Genomic DNA, 22,149 nt, shown 5'->3' on the forward strand with positions numbered 1-22,149 from the left:
AGTCCGTAGCTAAGCATGGCTTCAGCTGACGTTATGAATTAGTATCCCGTATCCAGTTTTTTCAATAAATCCAGCCCTTTATTCCAGTCGCCATAGTTTGCTGACGCATTGATATGGCCGGCGTCACCAATATTCACAACTTCACTCCCCCAACTGTCTGCAAATAGGTGGGCCCGTTCCGGGGTTACGTAGAAATCATTGTTGCTAATCACTGTTATAGATTTGAATGGCAGTTTTCCTAAAGGCATCGGCGTAAAGCCACTTGTACCGGTTGGATAGCTATCCGCTTCGGTATCACTCGGTGCAACCAGTAATGCGCCCTTTATCCCGATATTGTATTGCCTGGCCCAATAGGCTATGGCAGCGCAAGCCAGACTGTGACCAACTAAAATTACGTTTGACGGATCGTAGCGTTTTACATAGTCGTTCAAAGTTTTTACCCAATCGCTGCAAACCGGGGTTTCCCAATCCTGTTGTTCAACACGGGTGAAATTGAACTGCTTTTCCCAAATGCTTTGCCAGTGTTGAGGGCCTGAATTACCCAATCCCGGATGTATAAGAATATCAGCGTTGAAAGTCATGATTTCGGTAAGGTGTTAAATTGTCTGATCATTGAATGCTCAATATATGGATTTTTAAACAGTTGCCCGTAGTAGGCTAAAGTAGTTAAGCTCTCCCTTTAGGGGGCTGGGGGGCTTCAGCAACCTGTTTGATCACTTCATTTCTTTTCAGCAACAACCTCGTCATGTAGTTTGAAAGAAAAAGTCCGTTCACAAGATCTCCTAAGATCCCGCCCGGCGATTCAAACGTAAAAATATCCCGCATCATGGTTTGGTTAAGGATGGGGTAAAAATAATGCTCATGCGTAAAACTTTTGAATGCGCCCTCAACCATGATATCCGTAAAATGACTGGGATATTCCATTTCGGTGATTTTAGAAGTGAGGTTTTGCCATATACCGAAATGTTTTGCCCGCCAGGTAACGCTTTCGCCAAGTTCAATGAGGCCGCTTGTACGCCCGGCAATAGCTTGCTCGCCGGTGTGTTTGGTTGATTCTACATGTACATCGATATTACGGGCAATGTCAAATACTTTTTCAATGGGGGCATTAATATGGGTAGCAAGTAAGATCTGTGACGGCATAAGCTATAACAAAAAAGGCTGTCGTTTAACGACAGCCTAAATATAGTGTTACGCCCTTGCAATAATCAGCGTAATTATAAAAATCAAAAAATAATCAACGGTTAAAATTCCGCGTTTTTAGGGAACCTTGGGAATGGGATCACATCACGAATGTTGCCCATACCGGTAACAAACAGCACCAAACGCTCAAATCCTAAACCAAAGCCGGCATGCGGGCAAGAACCAAAACGACGGGTATCCAGGTACCACCAAAGTTCTTCGGTAGGGATGCCCATTTCGTTCATGCGTTGCTCCAGTTTGTCTAAACGCTCTTCACGCTGAGAACCACCAACAATTTCGCCGATACCCGGGAACAGGATGTCCATGGCACGCACGGTTTTACCGTCATCGTTCTGGCGCATATAAAAGGCTTTGATCTCCTTCGGATAATCTGTCAGGATCACCGGTTTTTTGAAGTGTTTTTCAACCAGGTAACGCTCATGCTCGCTCTGGAGATCGGTGCCCCAGCCTTCAATCGGGTAAACAAACTTTTTCTTTTTGTTTGGGGTTGATTCCTTCAGGATGTCGATAGCTTCAGTATAAGTAAGGCGTTCAAAATCGTTATTTAAGCAAAATTGCAGTTTTTCAAGCAATGACATTTCCGAACGCTCGTTTTGCGGTTTAGTTTTTTCTTCCTCGGTTAAACGCTGGGTTAAAAACTCAATGTCATCGGCATTTTTATCCAATGCATATTTGATCACGTATTTCAGCATGTCCTCTGCAAGGTCCATGTTGTCAACCAGGTCGTTAAACGCAACTTCGGGCTCAATCATCCAAAACTCGGCAAGGTGACGGGTTGTGTTTGAATTTTCGGCTCGGAAAGTTGGGCCGAAGGTATAAATATCGCTCAGGGCCATAGCGCCAAGTTCACCTTCCAGCTGACCGGATACGGTTAAGTTAGTGGCACGGCCAAAAAAGTCCTGTTTGAAATCTATCTCCCCTGTTTCGGTTTTCGGGATGTTATCCAGGTCAAAGTTGGTAACGTGGAATGTTTCGCCCGCACCTTCTGCGTCTGAAGCGGTTATTACCGGTGTATGCAGGTAAACAAACCCGCGCTCCTGGAAAAACTGGTGCACCGCGAATGCCAGACTGTTGCGCACCCTGAAAATAGCGCCAAAGGTGCTGGTGCGGAAACGCAGGTGAGCATGTTCGCGCAAAAACTCCAGGCTATGTTTTTTTGGTTGGATAGGATATTTTTCAGGATCGCTGTCGCCTAAAATTTCAATCTCACTTGCTACAACTTCAACAGTTTGACCTTTACCTAAAGAGGCAATCAGTTTGCCCTGAACGCTTAGCGCTGCACCAACGGTAATGCGTTTAAGCAAAGCTGGGTCGGTGTTTTCAAAATCGACAACAATCTGGATATTATTATTAGTTGAGCCATCATTCAAAGCAATAAAACGATTTGAACGGAATGCGCGCACCCATCCTTTAACTGTTACATCAATTTCGGTTTGCTGGCTTTGCAGCAATGCTTTGATCTTAGTTCGCTGACTCATAAATTGTAATTCTGTATAAAACTGTATAATTTTTAGAGTCGCAAAAATACAATTAATTATCAAAGCTTACTTTGAAACATCAGCTAAAAAACACAGCGAGGGACAGGAGCGGAACGAGGCAAATTATTAAGGGAAGGGGAGATGGAAGAAAAAGATGTGCGGGGGAAACACAACCGGGAGCATATCAGGCTCCCGGCTATTTCTTTTTCTGAAGCTTATTGACCTGATACCATAATGGTGTCACGACGTAAGCTTGGAGTCGCCTTGCTGCCAACCATAATTGTGTCTTTGCCTTTATTCAATGACTGATTAAGGATGCTTTTTTTAGCAGTAGCACTGTCTTGTGCAGGCGCTACGCCATTTTTTTGACAGCCAGCCAGTAACATGAATGATACTGAGGCGATTAATAATAGAGCTTTTTTCATAAAACAAATTTACAACTAATACGAATGATAAGTAAGCTAAGTTACAGTAATACAAAAGTTAATATTTGAATGTGACTTTAAACTTACCTTCGCTAAAGGATACCTTATCCTGATGGCTTTCAGGTGTGATATCACTCACTTTCAGGAACCTTAGCTCAAAAAATCCCTGTAGTATTTTATTGGTTTGATTATATGAAATTATAGTTATTGAACTAAGGTGAGTTGGATCGGCAACGTATTTAGCGGTTAACGTACCTGATTTTTTAATTTGGTAATAATTTTCGTTTGCCTTGAGCGTGTAATAGCCAACACCATCAAATACAAACTTAAAACCAACCTCTTCTTCCTCGCCTGAAGTGTTGCTTTTGGCCGATACGGTAATGGTATCTCCCAATGTATTTGAACCTGCCGGGATAGCCTCCCATGCCATATTGTTTTTTTGTGCAAGCATAAAATCAGGTGTAACGGGAATGACGCAGCAATCTTTCTTTTTACATGCCGAAACAAGCAGGGCCACGGCCATGGCTAACATAAACCAGTGATTTCTCATTGCTTTGCTGATGACAGGTTAACTAATTGTACAGGAGATATAAAGATATTTAAAAATAGGGGCATATTATACAGGCATTCAGTAAGTTTGCCCCGCATTTAAATTTACTGCCCATGAACCCCAGGTTAAGTCTCATTATTGGCATTTTATGTATCTCTTTCTCGCCAATATTTGTAAAGCTTGCCGGGGTATCACCTATAGGTTCGGCGTTTTATAGGGTATTCGTAGCCTGGATCTGCCTTGCGCCTTTTTGTATAATTAAAAAGAAACTTAAGGTAGATAAAAAGCAGTTGCTTATATCAATAGCCGCAGGAATGGTTTTTGCGATGGATATTGCCGTTTGGAATATTTCCTTACTAAAAATCAGTGCTACCGTTTCAACGCTGATTGCCAACTTGGCCCCGGTTTGGGTTGGGCTGATGAGTTTCCTGTTTTTAAGAAAGCGGTCGGGGCTGCTATTCTGGATAGGCACATTTATAGCCATTACCGGTATGGTAATATTGGTGGGTTATGAACATATACTACACATGGAGCTAAACGCAGGCATATTATTAGCTATGCTGGCCAGCTTTTTTTATGCTACTTATATCATGATCACCAAAAATATAATGACGGGTATTGATGTGTTTAGCTTTATGTTTTACAGCATGCTTAGCGCCAGTGTTTTTTTACTGGTGATAAATGGATATATGCATAATGACATTATTCATCTTTCATTAAAGGTATGGCTGTGTTTTATAGGTATGGGCCTGATTTGCCAGTTAGCGGGTTGGCTCACTATTAATTATTCATTACGCTACCTCGAATCAACCAAAGTATCCATCGCGTTGTTAAGTCAAACGGTTTTTGCGGGCTTGCTGGCCGCATTTTTATTGAAGGAGCGTTTAGGTTTTAACGAGATCATTGGTAGTGTAATTGTTTTGGGCGGAATAGCCGTAACTTTTTTAAAGCCACGGGTTAAAAAAGCTAATGCCATGGTTTAAAGGTTTAAGCGTATTGCAAATAAACCTATATCCTATCTGTTTTGATATAATCTGTACGCTTAGGTCGCTATTATCAATGCGCGGGAGTATAGTTTTATCATCTTTCTGATATTTTAGCCATATTTAACGTTACCCCTGTTTCTTTTTAATTTACTGATAATAAGTGTTTTAATTTGATATTATTGAATTTGTGTTAACCCTGTTAACCCCTGTCGTAGCAATAATGAAATTGGCGTATACCTCAGGATCTTACTCAAAGCATAAAACGGTAAACTTGCCGCCCATAGAGATTGAATTTTAAACCGCTCGTTATCAAACAAAACCGTATTTTAACGTTTTCGAATTACGGGCAACGATCTATCTTCCTTACATTTGCAGTTAACGCATGATTCAAAAATCCACTATCGACCGTATTATGGAAGCCACCGACATTGTGGAGGTGATAGGGGAATTTGTGCAGTTAAAAAAACGTGGCGCCAACTATGTAGGTCTTTCGCCTTTTGCCAATGAGCGTACCCCATCGTTTACGGTGTCGCCTGCTAAAGGTATTTTCAAAGATTTCTCGACAGGTAAAGGTGGCTCGGCAGTTACATTTTTGATGGAACTGGAAAAGTTCAGCTACCCCGAAGCCCTGAAGTGGCTGGCCAAGAAATACGGTATTGAGGTAGAAGAAACCGTTGAAGCGCCGGAAAATCGTGAGGAAGAACTTCGCCGGGAAAGTTTGATGATCGTATCGGCTTTTGCCGCTAAGTTTTTCCATGAAACCATGCTGGAAACTGAAGAGGGGCAAAGTATTGGTTTGAGCTATTTTAAAGAACGCGGCTTCACCGCCGAAACCATAAAGAAATTTGAGTTGGGCTACTCGCCCGATCAATGGGAAGCCTTTACAGGTAAAGCTCTACGCGAAGGTTACAAAGAACCGTTTCTGGTTGAAAGCGGTCTGTCGGTAAAGCGGGATAATGGTGCTTTGTATGATAGGTACCGTGGTCGGGTAATGTTCCCGATTCACAGTTTTACGGGCCGGGTAATCGGTTTTGGCGGTCGTACGCTCAAAAAAGATAAAAACGTAGCGAAATACGTTAACTCGCCCGAATCCGAGATCTACCATAAATCAAACGTACTTTACGGGCTGTATTTTGCAAAAAAAGCCATCCGTGAGCAGGATAACTGCTACCTGGTAGAGGGTTATGCCGACGTACTTTCGGTGCACCAGGCCGGGGTTGAAAACGTGGTGGCCTCCTCAGGTACATCCCTTACAACCGAACAGATCAAGCTTATTGCCCGTTTCACCAAAAACATTACCATATTATATGATGGCGATGCTGCCGGGATCAAAGCCTCGTTACGTGGTTTGGATATGATCCTGGAAGAAGGCCTTAATGTAAAGGTTGTATTGTTCCCTGATGGGCACGACCCCGACTCGTTTGTGCAATCAAAAGGGTCAAGTGCCTTCAAAAAGCATATCGAGGAAAATAAAAAGGATTTCATCCTCTATAAAACCCAGATCCTGCTTAAAGAGGTTGCAAATGATCCGATAAAAAAAGCCGACGTGATCCGCGAGGTGGTTGAAAGTATCGCCAAGATCCCGGATAGCATCAAGGCATCGGTATTTATCAAAGAGTGTAGCGGTTTGTTGCAAATAGATGAGCGCGCCCTTTTATCCGAGCTTAACAAAATGCGCGCGGCCAAGGCTAAAAAGGAGGAGCAGCAACGGCAGCAGCAAAATAACAGGTTTGCGGAAATGCCCGACGAGCCTCATTTTTTTGACGAGCCTGTTGAACTGGAAGCTCCGGCTGTTGCTAAGGATGATGCTTTTCAGGAAAAGGAAATTGTGCGTTTGTTGCTACATTATGGCGGCCGCATGATTGATTGGGATGGCATTGCCAATACTTATATAGGTCCTTTCATTATAGCCGAGTTAAGCGATGTTGCTTTTGAACACCCGGTTTGTAAGCAGATTACAGAAATTTACCGCCGCGAAGTTGAAAACGGCGTGCTGCCTGATGACAACTATTTTATCCATCATAAAGATAAAGGCATAGTTGATTTAACCATCAATATGCTGGCCAGCAAGTACTCGCTCAGCGAAAACTGGTACGAAATGCACAGGATTACCGTGAATGATGAGCAGGTGAATATGAAAGCCACTATCCTTGGTGCTATCTTTCACCTCAAAAAGCATAAGGTTGGCAAGATGTTGGAAGACCTGCGCTCGCAACTTCAAAAAGCCGACAGTGAGGCCGACCAGGAGATACTGCTTAACCAGTATATGCGTATGAAAAAAGTAGAAAAATCTATATCCGACTTTTTGGGCTCCGTAATCATCAAATAATGGCTCAACACCTTGAACTTGGCCGCACCGGCGAAGCATTAGCCAAAACCCACCTCGAGAAAGCAGGCTACGAAATCCTGGACGAAAACTGGACTTACGGAAAAGCCGAGATAGATATTATTGCTTATAAAGACAAGGTTATTATATTTACCGAAGTTAAAACCCGCACGGGCAATGGTTTTGGCGAACCTGAAGATTTTGTTGATAACCGTAAACAAAAACTCCTGGCCGAAGCCGCCGATGAATATATCTACCTCATGAACCACCAGGGCGAAGTGCGGTTTGATATCATTGCCATTTTGTTTAACCGTAGCGGAAATTATATACTAAACCATATAGAAGATGCGTTTTGGCCTTCGGCCACATAACACTTATGAATAACAATAAATTAAAGCTATTTTTTGCCGCCCTTGCCTTAACGGCTTTGGCTTACAGCTGTAAACACAAATCTGATAGCGCGGCTACAGACTACACCATAAGCCCCGACGCGGGTACTAACTACAAAGCCGGTGATAAAATTGATATTAAAGTACATTATCCTGCAGGCAGTAAAGTTGATTCGGTAGTTTACCTGCTCGATTCGGCAAAGATTGCTTCCAGTAAAGATACTTCAGGTATCAGCCTCAAGACAGACACCATTGGCTTAGGCATCAGGATGATCACTGCTAAAGTTTATGAAGCCGGTAAAAGTAATGAGGTAACAACCAATATCCTGTTACTGGCGGCTAAAGCGCCTGCCAGGTACACTTATAAAGTGGAGAAGGTTTTCCCGCACGATACAGCTGCTTATACCGAAGGGCTGCAATACGTCGACGGCGTTTTATATGAAAGCATTGGAGATTACGAACATTCGGCAATTCGTAAAGTAGATTTAAACACGGGCAAGGTTTTACAGGAAACCAAACTTGATAAAAAATACTTTGGCGAAGGGATCGCGGTTGTTGGCGATAAAGTAGTGCAGCTTACTTACAAAGAGAAAGTTGGCTTTGTTTATGATAAGAACACGCTGAAACTACTCAATAACTTTACCAACAATGTTGGCCCTGAAGGTTGGGGAATGTGCTTTGATGGTAATAAACTGTATATGGACGATAGCACCAATCGCCTTTGGTTCCTGGATAAAAACAACTATCGCCCAATTGGCCACGTTGATGTATGTGATGACAAGCAACAGATTGATTCTATCAACGAGTTAGAATACATCAATGGTAAAATATACGCCAACGTTTATCAAACTGATAGTATACTGGTGATCAATCCTAAAACCGGCGCTGTGGAGCAAATTGTAGATATGAAAGAGATCTACCCGGTAGCCAGCCGTCCGCAGGACAGGGATTGGAACAACAATGTATTAAACGGCATAGCCTGGGATGCAAAAGGTCAGCGCCTGTTTGTAACTGGCAAAAAATGGCCGCACCTGTACCAGGTTAAATTTGTACCGGTGCCGTAAGCCCCCTAACCCCCTAAAGGGGGAATTACAAGTTGAAAGAATTTTGATAATGCCAAACGCCCGGATTTTCCGGGCGTTTGATGTTTAATTATTGATGTAATGCCAGCCATATCGGGTCATAAATTCTTCAGCCTCTTCAGTGAATGATTTCTTTTGGTGGTGATTTTCCTGGTTGTTAATATATCTAATGACAGTTGATACTTGTGATTCACTTACCGATACTGCAAAGTAATCGTCCTGCCAACTGAATTGCTTATCAATTAACTTCATTTTGTTTATCCAAAGAGAGGACTCGCCTTTAATTAGCTGACTTATTTTGGCAATATTTTGATCTTTACCTAAAGAAATCAGGCAATGAATATGATCCGTATAGCCATTGATGGCCTGTAAGAATATTCCTTTCTCTTTGCAGTTTTCCATGATGTGTTTGTGTACCTGATATCTTACATTTTGCACAAGCAATGGCTGCCTGTCTTTTGTAGCGAAAACTAAATGAATCCAGATTTTTACAAATGACATGGCTTTAAAGTTAATTGTGTTTTGTAATAAAGGTATAGTTTATTTTGGCTAAAGCCACTTGATTGTTGATGATCTGATCCGTTGGTTAAAACCAACGGCAATCATGAAAACTCTTTTGATTTGTATACCTGCTTTTACTCGCGCGGAAGGAACTGCTTGGCGGGTTGCTAAAATTCATTGCCGTTGGTTTTAACCAACGGAATAAAATGGAGGCAGATAACCGGCTTTAGCCGAAATCTTCAGAAAAGCTTCTGCTGTAAGTTTGAATTTTTAAATAAACAAGAAACGCCCAGATTTTCCGGGCGTTTCTTGTTTAAGATTATAAAACTCCCCTTTAGGGAACGGGGGCTTACCTCCAGGCTTTATACTGATTGATTAAGCCATTGGTTGATGAATCGTGGCTGCTGATCTGGGCGTCATCTTTCAATTCAGGAAGGATTTTGCCGGCAAGTTGCTTACCAAGCTCAACACCCCATTGGTCAAAGCTGTAAATATTCCAGATAATACCCTGGGTAAAGATTTTGTGCTCATATGCAGCTATCAGCGCACCCAAAGTATATGGAGTGATCTTTTTAATCAGGAATGAGTTTGTTGGACGATTACCTTCAAATACTTTGAACGGAGCAATTTTGGCAATTTCCTCTTCAGATTTTCCGGCTGCTTTAAGCTCTTCAATAACTACCTCTTCGGTTTTACCGTTCATTAAAGCTTCGGTTTGGGCGAAGAAGTTTGAAAGCAGCATGTTATGGTGCTCACCAAGCGGATTGTGTGATTGTGCCGGAGCAATAAAGTCGGCAGGGATCAGTTTAGTGCCCTGGTGAATCAACTGATAAAACGCGTGCTGACCGTTTGTACCAGGCTCGCCCCAAATGATTGGGCCGGTTGAGTAGTCAACATCTTTACCATTACGATCAACATGTTTACCATTACTTTCCATATCGCCCTGCTGGAAATAAGCAGAGAAACGGTGCAGATATTGATCATAAGGCAAAATTACATTGGTTTCTGCCTCAAAGAAGTTATTGTACCAGATGCCTATCAAACCCATAATAACCGGTATGTTCTGATCAAATTCGGCAGATTTAAAGTGATTATCTGTAGCGTGTGCGCCGGCAAGTAAGTCGGCAAAGTTTTCAAAACCAATGCTCAGGGCAATTGATAAACCGATAGCACTCCATAAAGAGTAACGACCACCTACCCAATCCCAAAACTCAAACATGTTTTTGGTGTCTATACCGAATTTTTCAACCGCAGCCGCGTTGGTTGAAAGGGCCGCGAAGTGTTTAGCCACATCAGCTTCAGTAGCGCCGCTGGCCAGGAACCAATCGCGTGCGCTGTGGGCGTTACCCATAGTTTCCTGGGTAGTAAAAGTTTTTGAAGCCACCAGGAACAAAGTGGTTTCAGGATCAACCGCTTTTAGGGTTTCAACTATATGAGTACCATCCACGTTGCTTACAAAGTGAAGGTTTAAATGATTTTTGTATGCTTTTAATGCTTCGGTAACCATTACCGGGCCAAGGTCAGAACCACCGATACCAATGTTAACAACGTCGGTAATAGCTTTGCCGGTATAGCCTTTCCACTCGCCCGAAATGATGGCTTCGCTGAAAGATTTCATTTGGTCAAGCACTTTATTTACATCTGGCATAACATCTTTGCCATCAACATAAATTGGCGTGTTGCTGCGGTTACGCAATGCGATGTGCAGTACCGGTCGGCCTTCTGTAACGTTGATTTTTTCGCCCGAATACATGGCATCTATCGCCTCTTTTAATGAACACTCTTTGGCCAACTGTATCAATAAGGCGATGGTTTCATCGTCGATACGGTTCTTTGAGTAATCCAGTAATATATCCTCAAACTGAATCGAGAATTTATTAAAGCGCTGGTCATCAGCGTCAAACATTTCCTTCAGGCTTTTTGCTACAATATCAATGTAATGATCTGTTAGGTATTTGTAAGCCTGGGTTGTTGTAAAATCGGTAGTTGGCAGCATAATTGTTTTGTTTTTTGACAAAAGTAAAAAGTTAATTGTAAGGTGGTTATTAAATAAAATAATTGTCTGTCTTAGTGTTGTTTAAACACGGCTGGGATAGTGTTTAGTTTACACCGAAAAATTATGAGAATTACAAAGGAATTACAAATATATTTTGAAGTTTAAAATTTTTATTTAATATATTTGTGTCGATGGTAATCAAATGAGGTATTTATCATCATTTTGTAAATTTACTTTAAAAGCACGTATTACTATGTTTGAGAAACTGTTTTTGCTTGTAAAAGATAACGCCGGGACGGCCGTTATCAACAACCCGGTGATCCCTGCTAAACATCATGAGGCAGTGATTAATGAAGCTTCAAGTTCAATCATTGAAGTATTAAAAGGCCAGCTTGAAAGCGGCAAGGTTAAGGAACTTATAAAGTACTTTCAGTTTTCGGGTAGTTACAACAATTCATTAGTATCGAGCATTACCAATAGTTTTGCTAACAAGCTTAACAATTTTTATGGCATTGATCCTGCACATGCTTTAGCTGCTGCCAAGGCTTTAATTCCAACTGTGATGAACGAGTTGGTTAAAGAAACCAAAAGCGGCGAAGCCAAAGAATTTGCATTGGGCACTATGCTTACTAAGCTGAACGGTAACCGTACCGATCTGAACCCACTTGTGAAAGACCTGATGGTTGCCTAACATACTATTACATCTGCCTAATGAATGGGCCTGCTGATTGCTGAACAATTTGCAGGCCTTTTTATTTATAGCAATTTTTCAAATTACATATATTTGCCGTATGACTAAAGAACAAGTTCAGGATTTAAGGGATAGAGTAACTTCCCTGAGGAGGCATCTTTGACATTGATAAGAAGCTGGAACTATTACAAGAAGAACAGGAAATAACCATCGGCCCGCATTTCTGGGACCATCCTAAAGAGGCCGAAAAGGTACTCGCATCCATCAAGGTAAAAAAAGTATGGACAGATGCTTTTCAGAAAGTAGTAGCTGTTGTTGATGACGCCGGCGTACTTTTTGAATTTTACCAGGGAGGCGATGCTACCGAAGCCGAAATGCAGGAGCAATATAATGCAGCTATAAAAGCGGTTGAGGAGCTTGAATTTAAAAACATGCTTTCGGCCGAAGAGGATCAGCTTAACGCGGTGTTACAGATCACGGCCGGCGCCGGCGGTACCGAAAGCTGCGACTGGGCGGGCATGCTCATGCGTATGTACATTATGTGGGGCGAAAAGAACGGCTATAAAGTAACCGAACAGGATTACCAGGAAGGTGACGTAGCCGGCGTAAAAACCGTTACCCTGCAGCTGGAAGGTGAATTTGCATACGGCTATCTGAAAGGCGAAAACGGTGTACACCGTTTAGTGCGTGTATCGCCGTTTGATGCCAACGCTAAACGCCACACTTCATTTGCTTCGGTATACGTTTATCCTTTGGTTGATGATACCATTGAAATTGAAATAAACCCTGCCGATATCGAGTTTGAAACTTTCCGGTCGGGAGGTGCGGGTGGCCAGAACGTGAACAAGGTAGAAACCGCCGTTCGTTTGTATCACAAGCCTTCAGGTATCATTATCAAAAATCAGGAGTCGCGCTCGCAACTGCAAAATAAGGATAACGCTATCCGCTTGCTGAAATCCCAATTATATGAAATTGAGATGCGCAAACGTATGGAGCTAACCAACGCCATTGAAGGCAATAAAAAGAAAATTGAATGGGGCTCACAGATCCGTAACTACGTTTTACACCCATATAAGTTGGTTAAAGACTTGCGTACAGATCATGAAACCTCAAACGCCGCAGCAGTACTTGACGGCGATCTTGATGACTTCCTGAAAGCCTACCTCATGGAATTTGGCGGACCGAAGAGTTAAAATGGAAATAAAAGCAAGGTCATGCCGAATTTATTTCGGCATCTCATAGGCAAGCTGAGCAGACTGCATGGTTTACAACTGGCACGTGGGATCCTGAAACAAGTTCAGGATGACGATATTTTATAAAAAAAACGGAGCTATCAGAAATGATACTCCGTTTTTTGTTTTAGGGAGATTAATTGTATTTTGGACAGATCCAATTTGCCTTTAATAGATATGAAAACCATTTTATCAGCCTTTGCATTGACAGCCATAACTTTTGCTTCCTTCGCGCAGGAAAAACCGATGCCGCTTTATCCAAAGGGCGTTCCCAATTCAAAAAAAGCTCCGGCAACTTATGTCGAAAAAACTGACGACAAAAGCTGGATCTCAATGGTGACAGAACCAACACTTACGCCCTACCTGCCAGAAAAAGGTAAGGCAAACGGCGCTGCTATTGTTGTTTGCCCGGGTGGTGGTTATTCCGGATTGGCCTCTGATCACGAAGGCAAGGCGATAGCACGGGCATTTGCGGAAATTGGCGTAACTGCATTTGTGTTAAAATACCGTTTACCAAGCGACGATATCATGGCCGATAAATCAATCGGTCCGCTGCAGGACGCGCAAATGGCTATTTATACTGTGCGCAAAAACGCGGCAGAGTGGAATATCAATCCGTCAAAAATAGGGATTATTGGTTTTTCAGCAGGCGGGCACCTGGCATCAACCGAAGGAACTCATTTTGATAAACCGGTTATTGAAGATAAAGAAAACATCAGCGTACGTCCTGATTTTATGATGCTGATCTATCCCGTAATTTCTTTCGGCGAGTACGCCCACGTTGGTTCAAGGGAAAACCTGATCGGTAAAAGCCCATCAGCAGCGCAGCTTGAGCTGTACTCGAACGAAAAACAGGTAACTGCTAATACCCCGCCTACATTTTTGGTACATGCAGAGGATGATACCGTAGTGCCGGTACAAAACAGCCTGTTATTTTATGACGCCCTGTTAAAAAACAAAGTAAAGGCCGAGATGCACCTTTTTCAGGAAGGTGGCCATGGTTTTGGAATGAATAATTCTAAAAACAAAGGCAAATGGTTTGAATGGGCAGCCTCATGGCTGGAAGAGAATGGCTTTTTAAGCGGAAAATAATTTATTTATGAAAAAATTTATCCTGCTGGGGGCTTTCACTTTATCTGCCATTTATGTAAAAGCCCAAACAATTAATGAGCAACTTTATAAGGCGGTAAATGTAAATGATACAACATTAGCCGAAACTTTGATTAATAAAGGGGCCGATGTGAATTTCAAGCATAAGGCAATGAATTTTGAAATGAGTTTGTTGATACTTTCCGTTCAAAAGGATCAGCCCAAAATGGTTAAGCTTTTGGTAGATCATAAAGCAGAAGTTGATTGGAAAGACTGGTTTGGAAGCACCGCTTTAATGTATGCCGCAAATAAAGGCAATGTTGCTGTTATTAGCTACTTGTTAAAAAGTGGCGCTGATATTCATTTTAAAGACAAGGATGGCAATAGCGTGTTGTCGGCGGCCAAGGAAGGTGGTAATGCTGAGGCTATTAAACTCATAGAAGATAGTTTAAATAAGAATTAGCTGTGTAATAAAACAGTACAGCCTATTTTATTGTTGAGGTAAACAGTCTTTTTTCAAAAAGCGCAAAGTTCGACCTTAATGATCATTTTATGTTGAAAAGAATACTGTTAGCAGTGTTACTCATTGCCGGTGCCTGCTTTAATGTTATTGCCCAATCTATCAAATTCAAAAACGTATCCAATCAGGACCTTACCTACGTTTTAAATAACCTGCAAAAGCGTTATGTATATACCGATCATAAAACGCTGAATATTGCGGTATATCTCGTAGCCGATCAGCTGGGGGATACTGACGCTCCGGCAGATTGCAAAACGCCCGGTTCTATCTACATAGCGGTGTCTGAGGTTAAGCCCCAGCCCGAGCAATATGTTTATAAACTGAACCCAGTATGCGACCCTAAGTTTGTCAACTGGATCAAATCAAAAAAGATGTATAAGATTGCTTTTAGCTACGGGGCCGCGGTTAAAAGGAAAACGGCTACCATTGGAATAACGCTGAAGAAGCTGGTGGTGGAGTAGAGTTGAAAAATATTAAAACATGTCATTGCGAGGCACGAAGCAATCGCACGGAAGCGTGATTGCTCTATATAGCATGCGATTGCCGCGTCGCTCCCGGAGCTCATTCCCCGTTTTGCTCCTCGCAATGACATCTAATTCGAGTTATTTGTTTTTGCTTTCTAATAACTACAAAAAACAGGGCGGATTTGCGTGACATTAGTTTTATTTATATTTATTTCAACTAATATCCATTATCCCGACAATCTTATCTCCCTCAAAAGTAAAAATTGAATGCCCTTTCAGGTTCATCTCATCACCTTTCTTTAAGCCGTTCGGCAGGTCGATGGCTATAATGTCGTTGTAATCAATTTCTATTTCGGTTTTGCTGCCGGTATGCTTAAATGACCGGATAATTTGCTCGCGGCGCTCAAAAAGTCTTACAGCCTGTTCAGCCTGGTTCCTGAACGCTTCAATACCATCAAGCTCCATGTTTACATCGCCGTTTGATACGTTTTCAAACTTTACAGTTGGGGCAAGATCTTTAAGCATGCCTTCAACATCAAAATTGTTATAGGCCTTTACATAATTGCTGATGATAAGTTCACGTTGTTGCATGAACTAAAGGTAATGATTGCCGGGTATATTTAAGATTTATGAAGTTTTTAAAACTTCGTAAATCTGATGCAAGTGTAAGCGAATATATTATTTAATCATCCCCAGATTCTGCACGTAAGCTCCGCCCACGGGCAGCATAAAGCCATTAATCGTTACCTGGTGACGTTCTATCTTATCAATTTTACTTACAGCGGCAATAAACGACCGATGGATCCTGATAAATTTTTCGGCAGGGAGTAGGCTTTCCACTTCGGTAATGGTCATTCGGGTTACCACCTTGCTATCTTTCAGCATAAAATTAACATAATTGCCAGTGGCTTCCAGATGATAGATCTCATCAAAATTAACGCGCACCTGGTCGTAACCGGTTTTCAGGAAAATGTAATCCTTAACATCGGCAGTGTTCCTGAAATTGTAAAGCTCGTAGGCTTTATTGCAGGCTTTTATAAACCGGGTAAGCGCGAAGGGTTTTAATAAGTAGTCAACCGCGTCGAGCTCGAAACTGGTTACAGCATGTTCAGTGTAGGCGGTGGTGAATATAACCAGCGGTTTTTTGTTGAGGCACGTTAACAGGTCGATGCCCGAAATATCGGGCATCTTAATATCGAGGAACAGCAGGTCTACCTGTTCGCGCTGCAGGTAATCCATGGCTTTAAAGGCATCAGTAAACTCGGCTTTCAGGTCAAGAAATGGCACCTTGGCGGCATGCGAGCGAATCACATCAAGCGCTATCGGTTCATCATCAATGGCTATGGCGGTAATCAAAGCTTATTGTAGTTGTATGGTTAAATGTATGAAAAAATCCCTGGCGCTTTCGCGGATCACCAGCTCATGTTTGTTAGGGTACAGGAGAATCAGCCGTTGTTTCACATTTTCCAGGCCAATGCCGTTGTTGTATTTTTCGGTATCGTTAAACACTTTTGGGTGGATGCTATTATGCACATCAAAGTAAAGCGTGTTTTCTTTAGTTTGCAGACTGATATTGATATGCGATGGTTGGCGCAGACTGATGCCGTGTTTAAAGGCATTTTCGATAAAAGGGATTAGCAGCATGGGGGCAATTTGCAGGGCGTTTACATGTTCTTCAATCTGCAGTACAATGCTGATATCTGGTGATGTTTGGGTACGCAACGTTTGCAGGGCGATGTAGTTATTCAGGTAATCGATTTCGCGTACCAGCAGTATCTTTTCCTGCATGTTCTCCTGTAGCATAAAGCGCATCATATCGCCAAGGCGCTGCACACCTTCAGCGGTGCGTTCGGCATTTTCCTGCAGGGCGGTACCATACAAAGTATTCAACGCGTTAAACAGGAAATGCGGATTAATTTGTGAGCGAAGGAAGTCCAGATCTGCTGTTGAACGGCCGAGGGCGGTTTTTAAATAGGTGATTTCCTGGTTGCCGGCCATTTTGCGTTTGTAAACTATCCAGGCAAAAGGGCCGGTAATAAGCAGTTGTATACCGCAATTAAAACCGCCAACAATAAATGTAGGCTCTGATGATTCAAATATCAGGCTTGTTAAAATGCCAATTGGGATGCTGACCAGCAACATAACACCCGCAGTTTTAAGCAGGTAGTTAAAGATGCCACGATTTTTGGCCAGCGTTTGCGGTATTAAACTGTAGAAAGACAAGGCATAAATACCTATGGCTACCGGTGCTATAATTACGAAAGTAGTGATCAACTCAACCGGGAAATCGGCAAGCGCCATCATAAAGGCAACGATCATGCAAATCACAATCGCTATAATACAATCGTGGGTAAGCACACGGTATTTGGCTTGTATTTTATCTACGTTACTTAACAGGAAATTTGCGGAATACTTGATCATGCTGTAAAAAGTAAGCATCATCATCACCCATAAAGCATACAGCACATTTGTTTTGAAAACAAGGTTATATACATAATCTGGAGACTTGTGGTAAAACAGGTAGCCCTTTAGCCAGGTATCGGTTATGCCGAACAAGCCCCAAAGCGCAGTAAGGAGGGCCAAGCCTAAAATGATGTGCCAGACAACGCGCCGTTTTTCGGCTAAGGCCGGAATGATAACAAAGTTCCAGAGTAAAAAGGCACCATAGTAGCCCGTATACCTGAATACCTCCGGAAAAAAATAAAATTTAGAGTACGAATAATGCAGGTGATAATTGTTGAACATGTACCTGTATGGGGTCCATATTTCTTTATAGTTACTGTCGGCAACTTTGGTTAGCAGCAGTATAAGTGCAAAAACATAAATGGTGGTTGCGGCCCAAAATTCAATTTTGCCAAGATTCAGGTTTTTTTTAAACAGATCGTTCATAGTGTTTTGAATTATGCCCGCAAGGTATAATGCACAATACTACTGAATAAATAAATGGGATGAAACCGGTTCCTCGTGTGATGAAGCCCCCTAACCCCCTAAAGGGGGAACGATAGTTGAAAATCACAACGCGGCGCAAATCAAAAGCACCCCCTTTAGGGGGCGGGGGGGGCATCCATTATCTCCAGCAATTCATTCAATTCTCTTACCTTATCGGCAGAGCCAAGATTTTCATAGGCGCTAATGAGGTTGCGGAGTACACGTTTAATGATATCGGTGTTGGAGCAGGGCTCGTAAAATTGCTTATCAAATTTGAGGTTAAGCTGCTTCAGGAACATATCCACATCGCGCCGGCCAAACAGGAAACCTTTGTTAAAAGCGTTGATGTAAAACAGGATGCCGCTTTCAAATTCGCTTTGCATACTTTCATCCAGATAGGCCAGGATGAAATGTTGCGGCAGGTTTACGCCATATACGGGAATATCCAGTTTTTGCGCTATGATAGAATAAATGATGGCTAACGAAATCTGATTGCCCTTTTTGGTTTCCAATACCTGGCTCAGGTAGCTGTTTTGCGGGTCGAGGTGATTGGAGGTGTTGCCGCTGAAACCGTAGATGTTGTAAAATACATGGTTAATGAGCTTGATCTGCTCTTTCGGACTGGCCTCGTTCATCATTTGCAGCCAGATATCACGCTTAATGGCCTCTATCTGGTTGATGATCTTTTGCTCATCAAGATCAGGGTATTGGTAGCGGTTAATGATCAGGATACCTTGCAGCAGATCAAACGCGCCGCTTTGGTTCCAGAGTTTCAGGTCGTTTTTAAGGCTGCTGAACTGGATCTCGTGTACCAGATTGGCAATACGCTCCTGTAAAATAGGGTCAAAAGCCTGTTCAAAAGCCGACTCAAGATAGCTGATAGCTTCGGCTCCATATGAAAACAATTTGTTATACACATGTTCATAAATGCCGCTGTCCGGATCATCCAGCAGGCGGATCAATGAATTAACTTCAGTTGGATTTATCATACACTGTAATGCTAAAATACTAAACCTTTTCTATTTTTACAGCGATGTATAATATAAGGTATGGGCTTAGTTACCTGCGGCACCGTTTTTTGGCCAACAACAGGCATGGCATACACTCTCCATTTGTTTACAAGCTGATTGATACGGTTATTTACGATTATACTTCCCAAAAAGTGTACCGTGATATCAAAGAAATCTGCCGGAAACAACATTCTGACAAGAGTGTGATAAATACACTACCCTTGAAATTTTACCGTTTGCTTTATCGGTTTGCTGTTTACTTTAAACCACAAACAGTATTGTTAGCTGATACAGAGGATTACATCTCAGCATTTGTTATCAAACAAGCTAACCCCGAAGTCCAAAGCATATCATCAGCAACATCTGGCATCCGCAAGGCTGACATGATCCTGGCAGATGCCTTGAAACAGAACGCTGCCAGTTTTCTTGAAAAGGTTATGCCATCTGTTCATGACGATACCGTTGTAATATTTGCAAACATCCATCGCAACGCAGCAACCAAACAATCATGGGAGCAGCTTAAATTAAATCAACAGGTTAGGGCTACTATCGATCTGTATTTTATCGGGATGGTGTTTTTTAAACCGGGGATGAGTAAAGAGGATTTTAAGGTGAGGTATTGATAGCTTATAGTTCATAGATCATAGTTGATGGTCGAAGCCCACTCAATTCATTTATGATAGGGTATTATGCCATGAGCTATGAACCATCAACCATAAACTCAAAGATTAAAACGACTGCCCCAATCCAATATAAAATCCGGTTAATCTTTTTTCGTTAGGGATCTTCTGACCTACACCATAATCTACACGGACAGCGAGGCCTTTTTGAACATCAAAAAAGTAACGGAGGCCACCTCCGTAGTTTGGTTTTAGTTCCGAAGAACTGAAGCTGTTTTTAAAAACCTCGCCGGTGCCCACAAAGCCTGCAAAGCCTATACGATTGCTTAGGCGGTAGCGCAGTTCGGCTTGTCCGGCTATCATGTTGCGGTCGCGGAAACGGCCGTTATAATAACCCCGCATCAGTTCGTCGCTACCCAGATCGGGCAGTAAATAAAATGGCGAAGCAGAACCGGTAAGGCTTTGTTCCTGCACATCAAGGCCAAGCACCCATTTAGGTGCAAGTAAAAAAAACTGCGAATATTCAATATTAAAGAAACCTCCCTTATAATCGTTATTCCCAAACATACCATGTATAGCCTGGAAATAGGCGCCTATAATAAGGCCTTTGGTGGTGTAAGTGTTATTGTTCCTGTTATCAAATGTAATGGTAGGACCTATATATACACTTGGCCCGCCTCCGCGATTTTCAACACGCGGATCGGTATAAAAGATCCCGGTTTTATCGTCATCACTGAAATGGTAGTCCCATGCACCGGCGTTTATCCCTGCGTATAAATTATCGGTGATCTTTTTTTCGCCGGCAAAGTTTACTTTGAAGCGTTTTTGACCAATCCTGTCAGAGTTGGTCTTTAAGGTATTATTACCAATGCCATAAAAATCAAACGGGAAGTTGATGTAACTCACGCCTGCCGTAAGGTGATAGGTGTTGCCCGGAGTCCAGTAGCTGCTGGTAAGGCTTAAACGGCTTTGGCCTTTGGTGGTTATAGTAGCGTAGGCAAAAACATTAGATACGCGGGTATTGAGTTTGGATGTATCGGTGTAAAAAGAAAGCAATCCGGCGCCGCCAACTTCAAGGCCGGTTTCGGGGGCCGAGCTTAAAACGGGTAATATAACGAAGCTGCTTTTGCGTGTGGTATCTTTATCAAAATACATCCGCTTTACAACACGGGATATCTGCGAAAAGGCACCGGTTGAAATAGCGCACAAAAGCAATAAGGTAACGAGTTTTTTCATAGGTGTTTACGGTGGCTAATATAACCCATTTTGGCGTATAAGGTTCTGCCAACAATATTTTAAAATTAGGATGACAATATAAGGATGAGGGTAGGGGGGAAGGGATGACAATTTCAGAACGAAATAGTTATAAAAAGATAAAGTTTCATTTAAAATTCAATTTAACTAAAATGTCTACTTTTGCGCAGAAATTTTATTGAAATATTATGAGCACTACAAGAGGACCTATTTCGCAGTTTATTGAAAGAAATTATCTGCACTTTAACGCCGCGGCATTAATGGATGCAGCTAAAGGCTATGAAACACACCTTGAAGAAGGCGGTAAAATGATGGTAACCTTAGCTGGTGCCATGAGTACAGCCGAGCTGGGTATTTCGCTGGCCGAGATGATTCGCCAGGATAAAATTGCTATCATATCATGTACAGGTGCCAACCTTGAAGAGGATATCATGAACCTTGTAGCGCACTCGCATTACAAAAGGGTACCTAACTACCGCGACCTGAGCCCTCAGGAAGAGTGGGACCTGCTTGAAAACCATTACAACCGTGTTACTGATACCTGTATCCCGGAAGAAGAAGCTTTCCGTCGTTTGCAAAAACATATCCACAAGATCTGGAAAGATGCTGATGACAGCGGCGAGCGTTATTTTCCGCATGAGTACATGTACAAAATATTATTAAGCGGCGAGCTGGAGCAATACTATGAGATAGATCCTAAAAACTCATGGATGCTGGCTGCTGCCGAAAAGAACCTGCCAATTGTTGTACCGGGATGGGAAGACTCAACCATGGGCAACATCTTTGCTTCATACGTAATTAAAGGCGAGCTTAAAGCATCAACCATGAAAAGCGGTATCGAATACATGGCATGGCTGGCCGACTGGTATACTAAAAATTCATCGGGCAAAGGCATCGGCTTTTTCCAGATTGGTGGCGGTATAGCGGGCGACTTCCCGATTTGTGTTGTACCTATGCTTTACCAGGATATGGAGATGCATGATGTTCCTTTCTGGAGCTACTTCTGCCAAATCTCTGATTCAACCACATCATATGGTTCGTATTCAGGCGCTGTACCTAACGAAAAAATAACCTGGGGCAAGCTTGACATCCATACCCCTAAGTTTATAGTAGAGAGCGACGCAACCATTGTTGCACCACTTATTTTTGCCTGGTTACTAAAACAATAGATAAAATTTTATAATTAAAGTTGGATTGTAATTATTCCAAAAAAATGTCAAATGACATTAATATGCATTTAGCAGCGTTTAAACGCGGTTTTTTGTCTATTTAGAACGATTATAAATTATAGGTTGGTGTCATTTATGTGTCACCGATAGTGTATAAAATTATACTTTTGTGCCTGTAATTATCCGATGAAACATACATCTTACAACAGTTTCCATCATTAATATAAAAATTATTT

The 22,149-nt window shown here is 42.1% G+C and carries 23 protein-coding genes; 11 read left to right on the forward strand and 12 right to left on the reverse strand.

Annotated features, from left to right (window positions below):
• Window positions 1-38: 38 nt before the first annotated feature.
• From EAH55_RS05305 to EAH55_RS05325, 5 genes are all read right to left on the reverse strand, one after another.
• The gene (locus tag EAH55_RS05305) at window positions 39-581 is read right to left on the reverse strand and encodes an RBBP9/YdeN family alpha/beta hydrolase (RefSeq protein WP_121808746.1); all 543 of its coding nucleotides are present in this window, start codon (window positions 579-581) and stop codon (window positions 39-41) included.
• Between the two features lie 85 nt (window positions 582-666).
• Window positions 667-1,143 carry an SRPBCC family protein gene (locus tag EAH55_RS05310; protein WP_121808747.1) on the reverse strand — a complete coding sequence of 159 codons (477 nt, stop codon included), beginning with the start codon at window positions 1,141-1,143 and terminating at the stop codon, window positions 667-669.
• Window positions 1,144-1,244: 101 nt separating this feature from the next.
• The gene (asnS, locus tag EAH55_RS05315; RefSeq protein WP_121808748.1) at window positions 1,245-2,681 is read right to left on the reverse strand and encodes an asparagine--tRNA ligase; all 1,437 of its coding nucleotides are present in this window, start codon (window positions 2,679-2,681) and stop codon (window positions 1,245-1,247) included.
• Between the two features lie 215 nt (window positions 2,682-2,896).
• Window positions 2,897-3,106 carry a hypothetical protein gene (locus EAH55_RS05320; RefSeq protein WP_121808749.1) on the reverse strand — a complete coding sequence of 70 codons (210 nt, stop codon included), beginning with the start codon at window positions 3,104-3,106 and terminating at the stop codon, window positions 2,897-2,899.
• Between the two features lie 58 nt (window positions 3,107-3,164).
• Window positions 3,165-3,656 (reverse strand): DUF6252 family protein, encoded by a 492-nt coding sequence (locus EAH55_RS05325; protein WP_121808750.1) that lies wholly within the window; start codon window positions 3,654-3,656, stop codon window positions 3,165-3,167.
• A gap of 113 nt (window positions 3,657-3,769) precedes the next feature.
• On the opposite strand from EAH55_RS05325, the gene EAH55_RS05330 reads away from it, so the two are divergent.
• The 4 genes from EAH55_RS05330 (at window position 3,770) to EAH55_RS05345 (ending at window position 8,421) form a co-directional block, all read left to right on the forward strand.
• Window positions 3,770-4,639, forward strand: a complete 870-nt coding sequence (locus tag EAH55_RS05330) for a DMT family transporter (protein WP_121808751.1) — start codon at window positions 3,770-3,772, stop codon at window positions 4,637-4,639.
• A gap of 385 nt (window positions 4,640-5,024) precedes the next feature.
• On the forward strand, window positions 5,025-6,971 hold the full coding sequence (gene dnaG, locus EAH55_RS05335; RefSeq protein ID WP_121808752.1) for a DNA primase: 1,947 nt from the start codon (window positions 5,025-5,027) through the stop codon (window positions 6,969-6,971).
• On the forward strand, window positions 6,971-7,339 hold the full coding sequence (locus EAH55_RS05340) for a YraN family protein (RefSeq protein ID WP_121808753.1): 369 nt from the start codon (window positions 6,971-6,973) through the stop codon (window positions 7,337-7,339). The genes dnaG and EAH55_RS05340 overlap by 1 nt, the downstream gene beginning before the upstream one ends.
• Window positions 7,340-7,344: 5 nt before the next feature.
• The gene (locus EAH55_RS05345) at window positions 7,345-8,421 is read left to right on the forward strand and encodes a glutaminyl-peptide cyclotransferase (RefSeq protein WP_121808754.1); all 1,077 of its coding nucleotides are present in this window, start codon (window positions 7,345-7,347) and stop codon (window positions 8,419-8,421) included.
• A gap of 84 nt (window positions 8,422-8,505) precedes the next feature.
• Here EAH55_RS05345 and tnpA read toward each other — a convergent pair whose 3' ends face one another.
• Window positions 8,506-8,940 carry an IS200/IS605 family transposase gene (gene tnpA / locus EAH55_RS05350; RefSeq protein WP_121808755.1) on the reverse strand — a complete coding sequence of 145 codons (435 nt, stop codon included), beginning with the start codon at window positions 8,938-8,940 and terminating at the stop codon, window positions 8,506-8,508.
• A 349-nt stretch (window positions 8,941-9,289) separates the two neighbouring features.
• On the reverse strand, window positions 9,290-10,936 hold the full coding sequence (gene pgi / locus EAH55_RS05355) for a glucose-6-phosphate isomerase (RefSeq protein WP_112574728.1): 1,647 nt from the start codon (window positions 10,934-10,936) through the stop codon (window positions 9,290-9,292).
• 253 nt (window positions 10,937-11,189) lie between these two features.
• On the opposite strand from pgi, the gene EAH55_RS05360 reads away from it, so the two are divergent.
• From EAH55_RS05360 to EAH55_RS05380, 5 genes are all read left to right on the forward strand, one after another.
• On the forward strand, window positions 11,190-11,627 hold the full coding sequence (locus tag EAH55_RS05360; protein ID WP_162996750.1) for a hypothetical protein: 438 nt from the start codon (window positions 11,190-11,192) through the stop codon (window positions 11,625-11,627).
• Window positions 11,628-11,727: 100 nt separating this feature from the next.
• Window positions 11,728-12,820 (forward strand): peptide chain release factor 2 gene (gene prfB / locus EAH55_RS05365; RefSeq protein WP_112574726.1). Its coding sequence is split into 2 segments (ribosomal slippage): window positions 11,728-11,787 and window positions 11,789-12,820, totalling 1,092 coding nucleotides; the frame shifts between segments, so codons are not numbered across the junction.
• Between the two features lie 216 nt (window positions 12,821-13,036).
• Window positions 13,037-13,951, forward strand: a complete 915-nt coding sequence (locus EAH55_RS05370; protein ID WP_121808757.1) for an alpha/beta hydrolase — start codon at window positions 13,037-13,039, stop codon at window positions 13,949-13,951.
• A 7-nt stretch (window positions 13,952-13,958) separates the two neighbouring features.
• Window positions 13,959-14,411, forward strand: a complete 453-nt coding sequence (locus EAH55_RS05375; protein WP_121808758.1) for an ankyrin repeat domain-containing protein — start codon at window positions 13,959-13,961, stop codon at window positions 14,409-14,411.
• Between the two features lie 89 nt (window positions 14,412-14,500).
• Entirely contained in the window at window positions 14,501-14,929 is a 429-nt protein-coding gene (locus EAH55_RS05380) for a hypothetical protein (protein ID WP_121808759.1), read from the forward strand.
• A 216-nt stretch (window positions 14,930-15,145) separates the two neighbouring features.
• On the opposite strand, the gene EAH55_RS05385 is transcribed toward EAH55_RS05380, so the two are convergent.
• From EAH55_RS05385 to EAH55_RS05400, 4 genes are all read right to left on the reverse strand, one after another.
• On the reverse strand, window positions 15,146-15,523 hold the full coding sequence (locus tag EAH55_RS05385) for a nuclear transport factor 2 family protein (RefSeq protein WP_121808760.1): 378 nt from the start codon (window positions 15,521-15,523) through the stop codon (window positions 15,146-15,148).
• Between the two features lie 87 nt (window positions 15,524-15,610).
• A complete protein-coding gene (locus EAH55_RS05390; RefSeq protein ID WP_244228094.1) occupies window positions 15,611-16,288 on the reverse strand; it encodes a LytR/AlgR family response regulator transcription factor in 678 nt (225 codons plus the stop codon).
• A gap of 3 nt (window positions 16,289-16,291) precedes the next feature.
• Complete coding sequence (locus tag EAH55_RS05395; RefSeq protein WP_208644790.1) at window positions 16,292-17,821, reverse strand: sensor histidine kinase; 1,530 nt, start codon at window positions 17,819-17,821, stop codon at window positions 16,292-16,294.
• 155 nt (window positions 17,822-17,976) lie between these two features.
• Window positions 17,977-18,849 (reverse strand): transglutaminase family protein, encoded by an 873-nt coding sequence (locus tag EAH55_RS05400; protein WP_114939960.1) that lies wholly within the window; start codon window positions 18,847-18,849, stop codon window positions 17,977-17,979.
• Window positions 18,850-18,893: 44 nt separating this feature from the next.
• Here EAH55_RS05400 and EAH55_RS05405 point away from each other — a divergent pair, with 44 nt between their 5' ends.
• Window positions 18,894-19,493, forward strand: a complete 600-nt coding sequence (locus EAH55_RS05405; protein ID WP_121808761.1) for a hypothetical protein — start codon at window positions 18,894-18,896, stop codon at window positions 19,491-19,493.
• 105 nt (window positions 19,494-19,598) lie between these two features.
• Here the strand turns inward: EAH55_RS05405 and EAH55_RS05410 are convergent, their stop codons facing one another.
• A complete protein-coding gene (locus EAH55_RS05410) occupies window positions 19,599-20,726 on the reverse strand; it encodes a BamA/TamA family outer membrane protein (RefSeq protein ID WP_121808762.1) in 1,128 nt (375 codons plus the stop codon).
• 206 nt (window positions 20,727-20,932) lie between these two features.
• On the opposite strand from EAH55_RS05410, the gene EAH55_RS05415 reads away from it, so the two are divergent.
• On the forward strand, window positions 20,933-21,913 hold the full coding sequence (locus EAH55_RS05415) for a deoxyhypusine synthase family protein (RefSeq protein WP_090530168.1): 981 nt from the start codon (window positions 20,933-20,935) through the stop codon (window positions 21,911-21,913).
• The last annotated feature ends 236 nt before the right edge of the window (window positions 21,914-22,149 follow it).

The sequence above is a fragment of the Mucilaginibacter kameinonensis genome (assembly GCF_003675385.1).
Taxonomy (GTDB): Bacteria; Bacteroidota; Bacteroidia; order Sphingobacteriales; family Sphingobacteriaceae; genus Mucilaginibacter; species Mucilaginibacter kameinonensis.

Bases quoted from the DNA above. Each gene is read 5' to 3' on its own strand.
- EAH55_RS05370 (WP_121808757.1), top strand. From the start codon at position 13,037: ATGAAAACCATTTTATCAGCCTTTGCATTGACAGCCATAACTTTTGCT.
- pgi (WP_112574728.1), bottom strand. From the start codon at position 10,936: ATGCTGCCAACTACCGATTTTACAACAACCCAGGCTTACAAATACCTA.
- EAH55_RS05375 (WP_121808758.1), top strand. From the start codon at position 13,959: ATGAAAAAATTTATCCTGCTGGGGGCTTTCACTTTATCTGCCATTTAT.
- dnaG (WP_121808752.1), top strand. From the start codon at position 5,025: ATGATTCAAAAATCCACTATCGACCGTATTATGGAAGCCACCGACATT.
- EAH55_RS05405 (WP_121808761.1), top strand. From the start codon at position 18,894: ATGTATAATATAAGGTATGGGCTTAGTTACCTGCGGCACCGTTTTTTG.
- EAH55_RS05415 (WP_090530168.1), top strand. From the start codon at position 20,933: ATGAGCACTACAAGAGGACCTATTTCGCAGTTTATTGAAAGAAATTAT.
- EAH55_RS05340 (WP_121808753.1), top strand. From the start codon at position 6,971: ATGGCTCAACACCTTGAACTTGGCCGCACCGGCGAAGCATTAGCCAAA.
- EAH55_RS05320 (WP_121808749.1), bottom strand. From the start codon at position 3,106: ATGAAAAAAGCTCTATTATTAATCGCCTCAGTATCATTCATGTTACTG.
- EAH55_RS05360 (WP_162996750.1), top strand. From the start codon at position 11,190: ATGTTTGAGAAACTGTTTTTGCTTGTAAAAGATAACGCCGGGACGGCC.
- EAH55_RS05400 (WP_114939960.1), bottom strand. From the start codon at position 18,849: ATGATAAATCCAACTGAAGTTAATTCATTGATCCGCCTGCTGGATGAT.
- EAH55_RS05395 (WP_208644790.1), bottom strand. From the start codon at position 17,821: ATGAACGATCTGTTTAAAAAAAACCTGAATCTTGGCAAAATTGAATTT.
- asnS (WP_121808748.1), bottom strand. From the start codon at position 2,681: ATGAGTCAGCGAACTAAGATCAAAGCATTGCTGCAAAGCCAGCAAACC.
- EAH55_RS05325 (WP_121808750.1), bottom strand. From the start codon at position 3,656: ATGAGAAATCACTGGTTTATGTTAGCCATGGCCGTGGCCCTGCTTGTT.
- EAH55_RS05385 (WP_121808760.1), bottom strand. From the start codon at position 15,523: ATGCAACAACGTGAACTTATCATCAGCAATTATGTAAAGGCCTATAAC.
- EAH55_RS05330 (WP_121808751.1), top strand. From the start codon at position 3,770: ATGAACCCCAGGTTAAGTCTCATTATTGGCATTTTATGTATCTCTTTC.
- tnpA (WP_121808755.1), bottom strand. From the start codon at position 8,940: ATGTCATTTGTAAAAATCTGGATTCATTTAGTTTTCGCTACAAAAGAC.
- EAH55_RS05310 (WP_121808747.1), bottom strand. From the start codon at position 1,143: ATGCCGTCACAGATCTTACTTGCTACCCATATTAATGCCCCCATTGAA.
- EAH55_RS05410 (WP_121808762.1), bottom strand. From the start codon at position 20,726: ATGAAAAAACTCGTTACCTTATTGCTTTTGTGCGCTATTTCAACCGGT.
- EAH55_RS05380 (WP_121808759.1), top strand. From the start codon at position 14,501: ATGTTGAAAAGAATACTGTTAGCAGTGTTACTCATTGCCGGTGCCTGC.
- EAH55_RS05345 (WP_121808754.1), top strand. From the start codon at position 7,345: ATGAATAACAATAAATTAAAGCTATTTTTTGCCGCCCTTGCCTTAACG.
- EAH55_RS05305 (WP_121808746.1), bottom strand. From the start codon at position 581: ATGACTTTCAACGCTGATATTCTTATACATCCGGGATTGGGTAATTCA.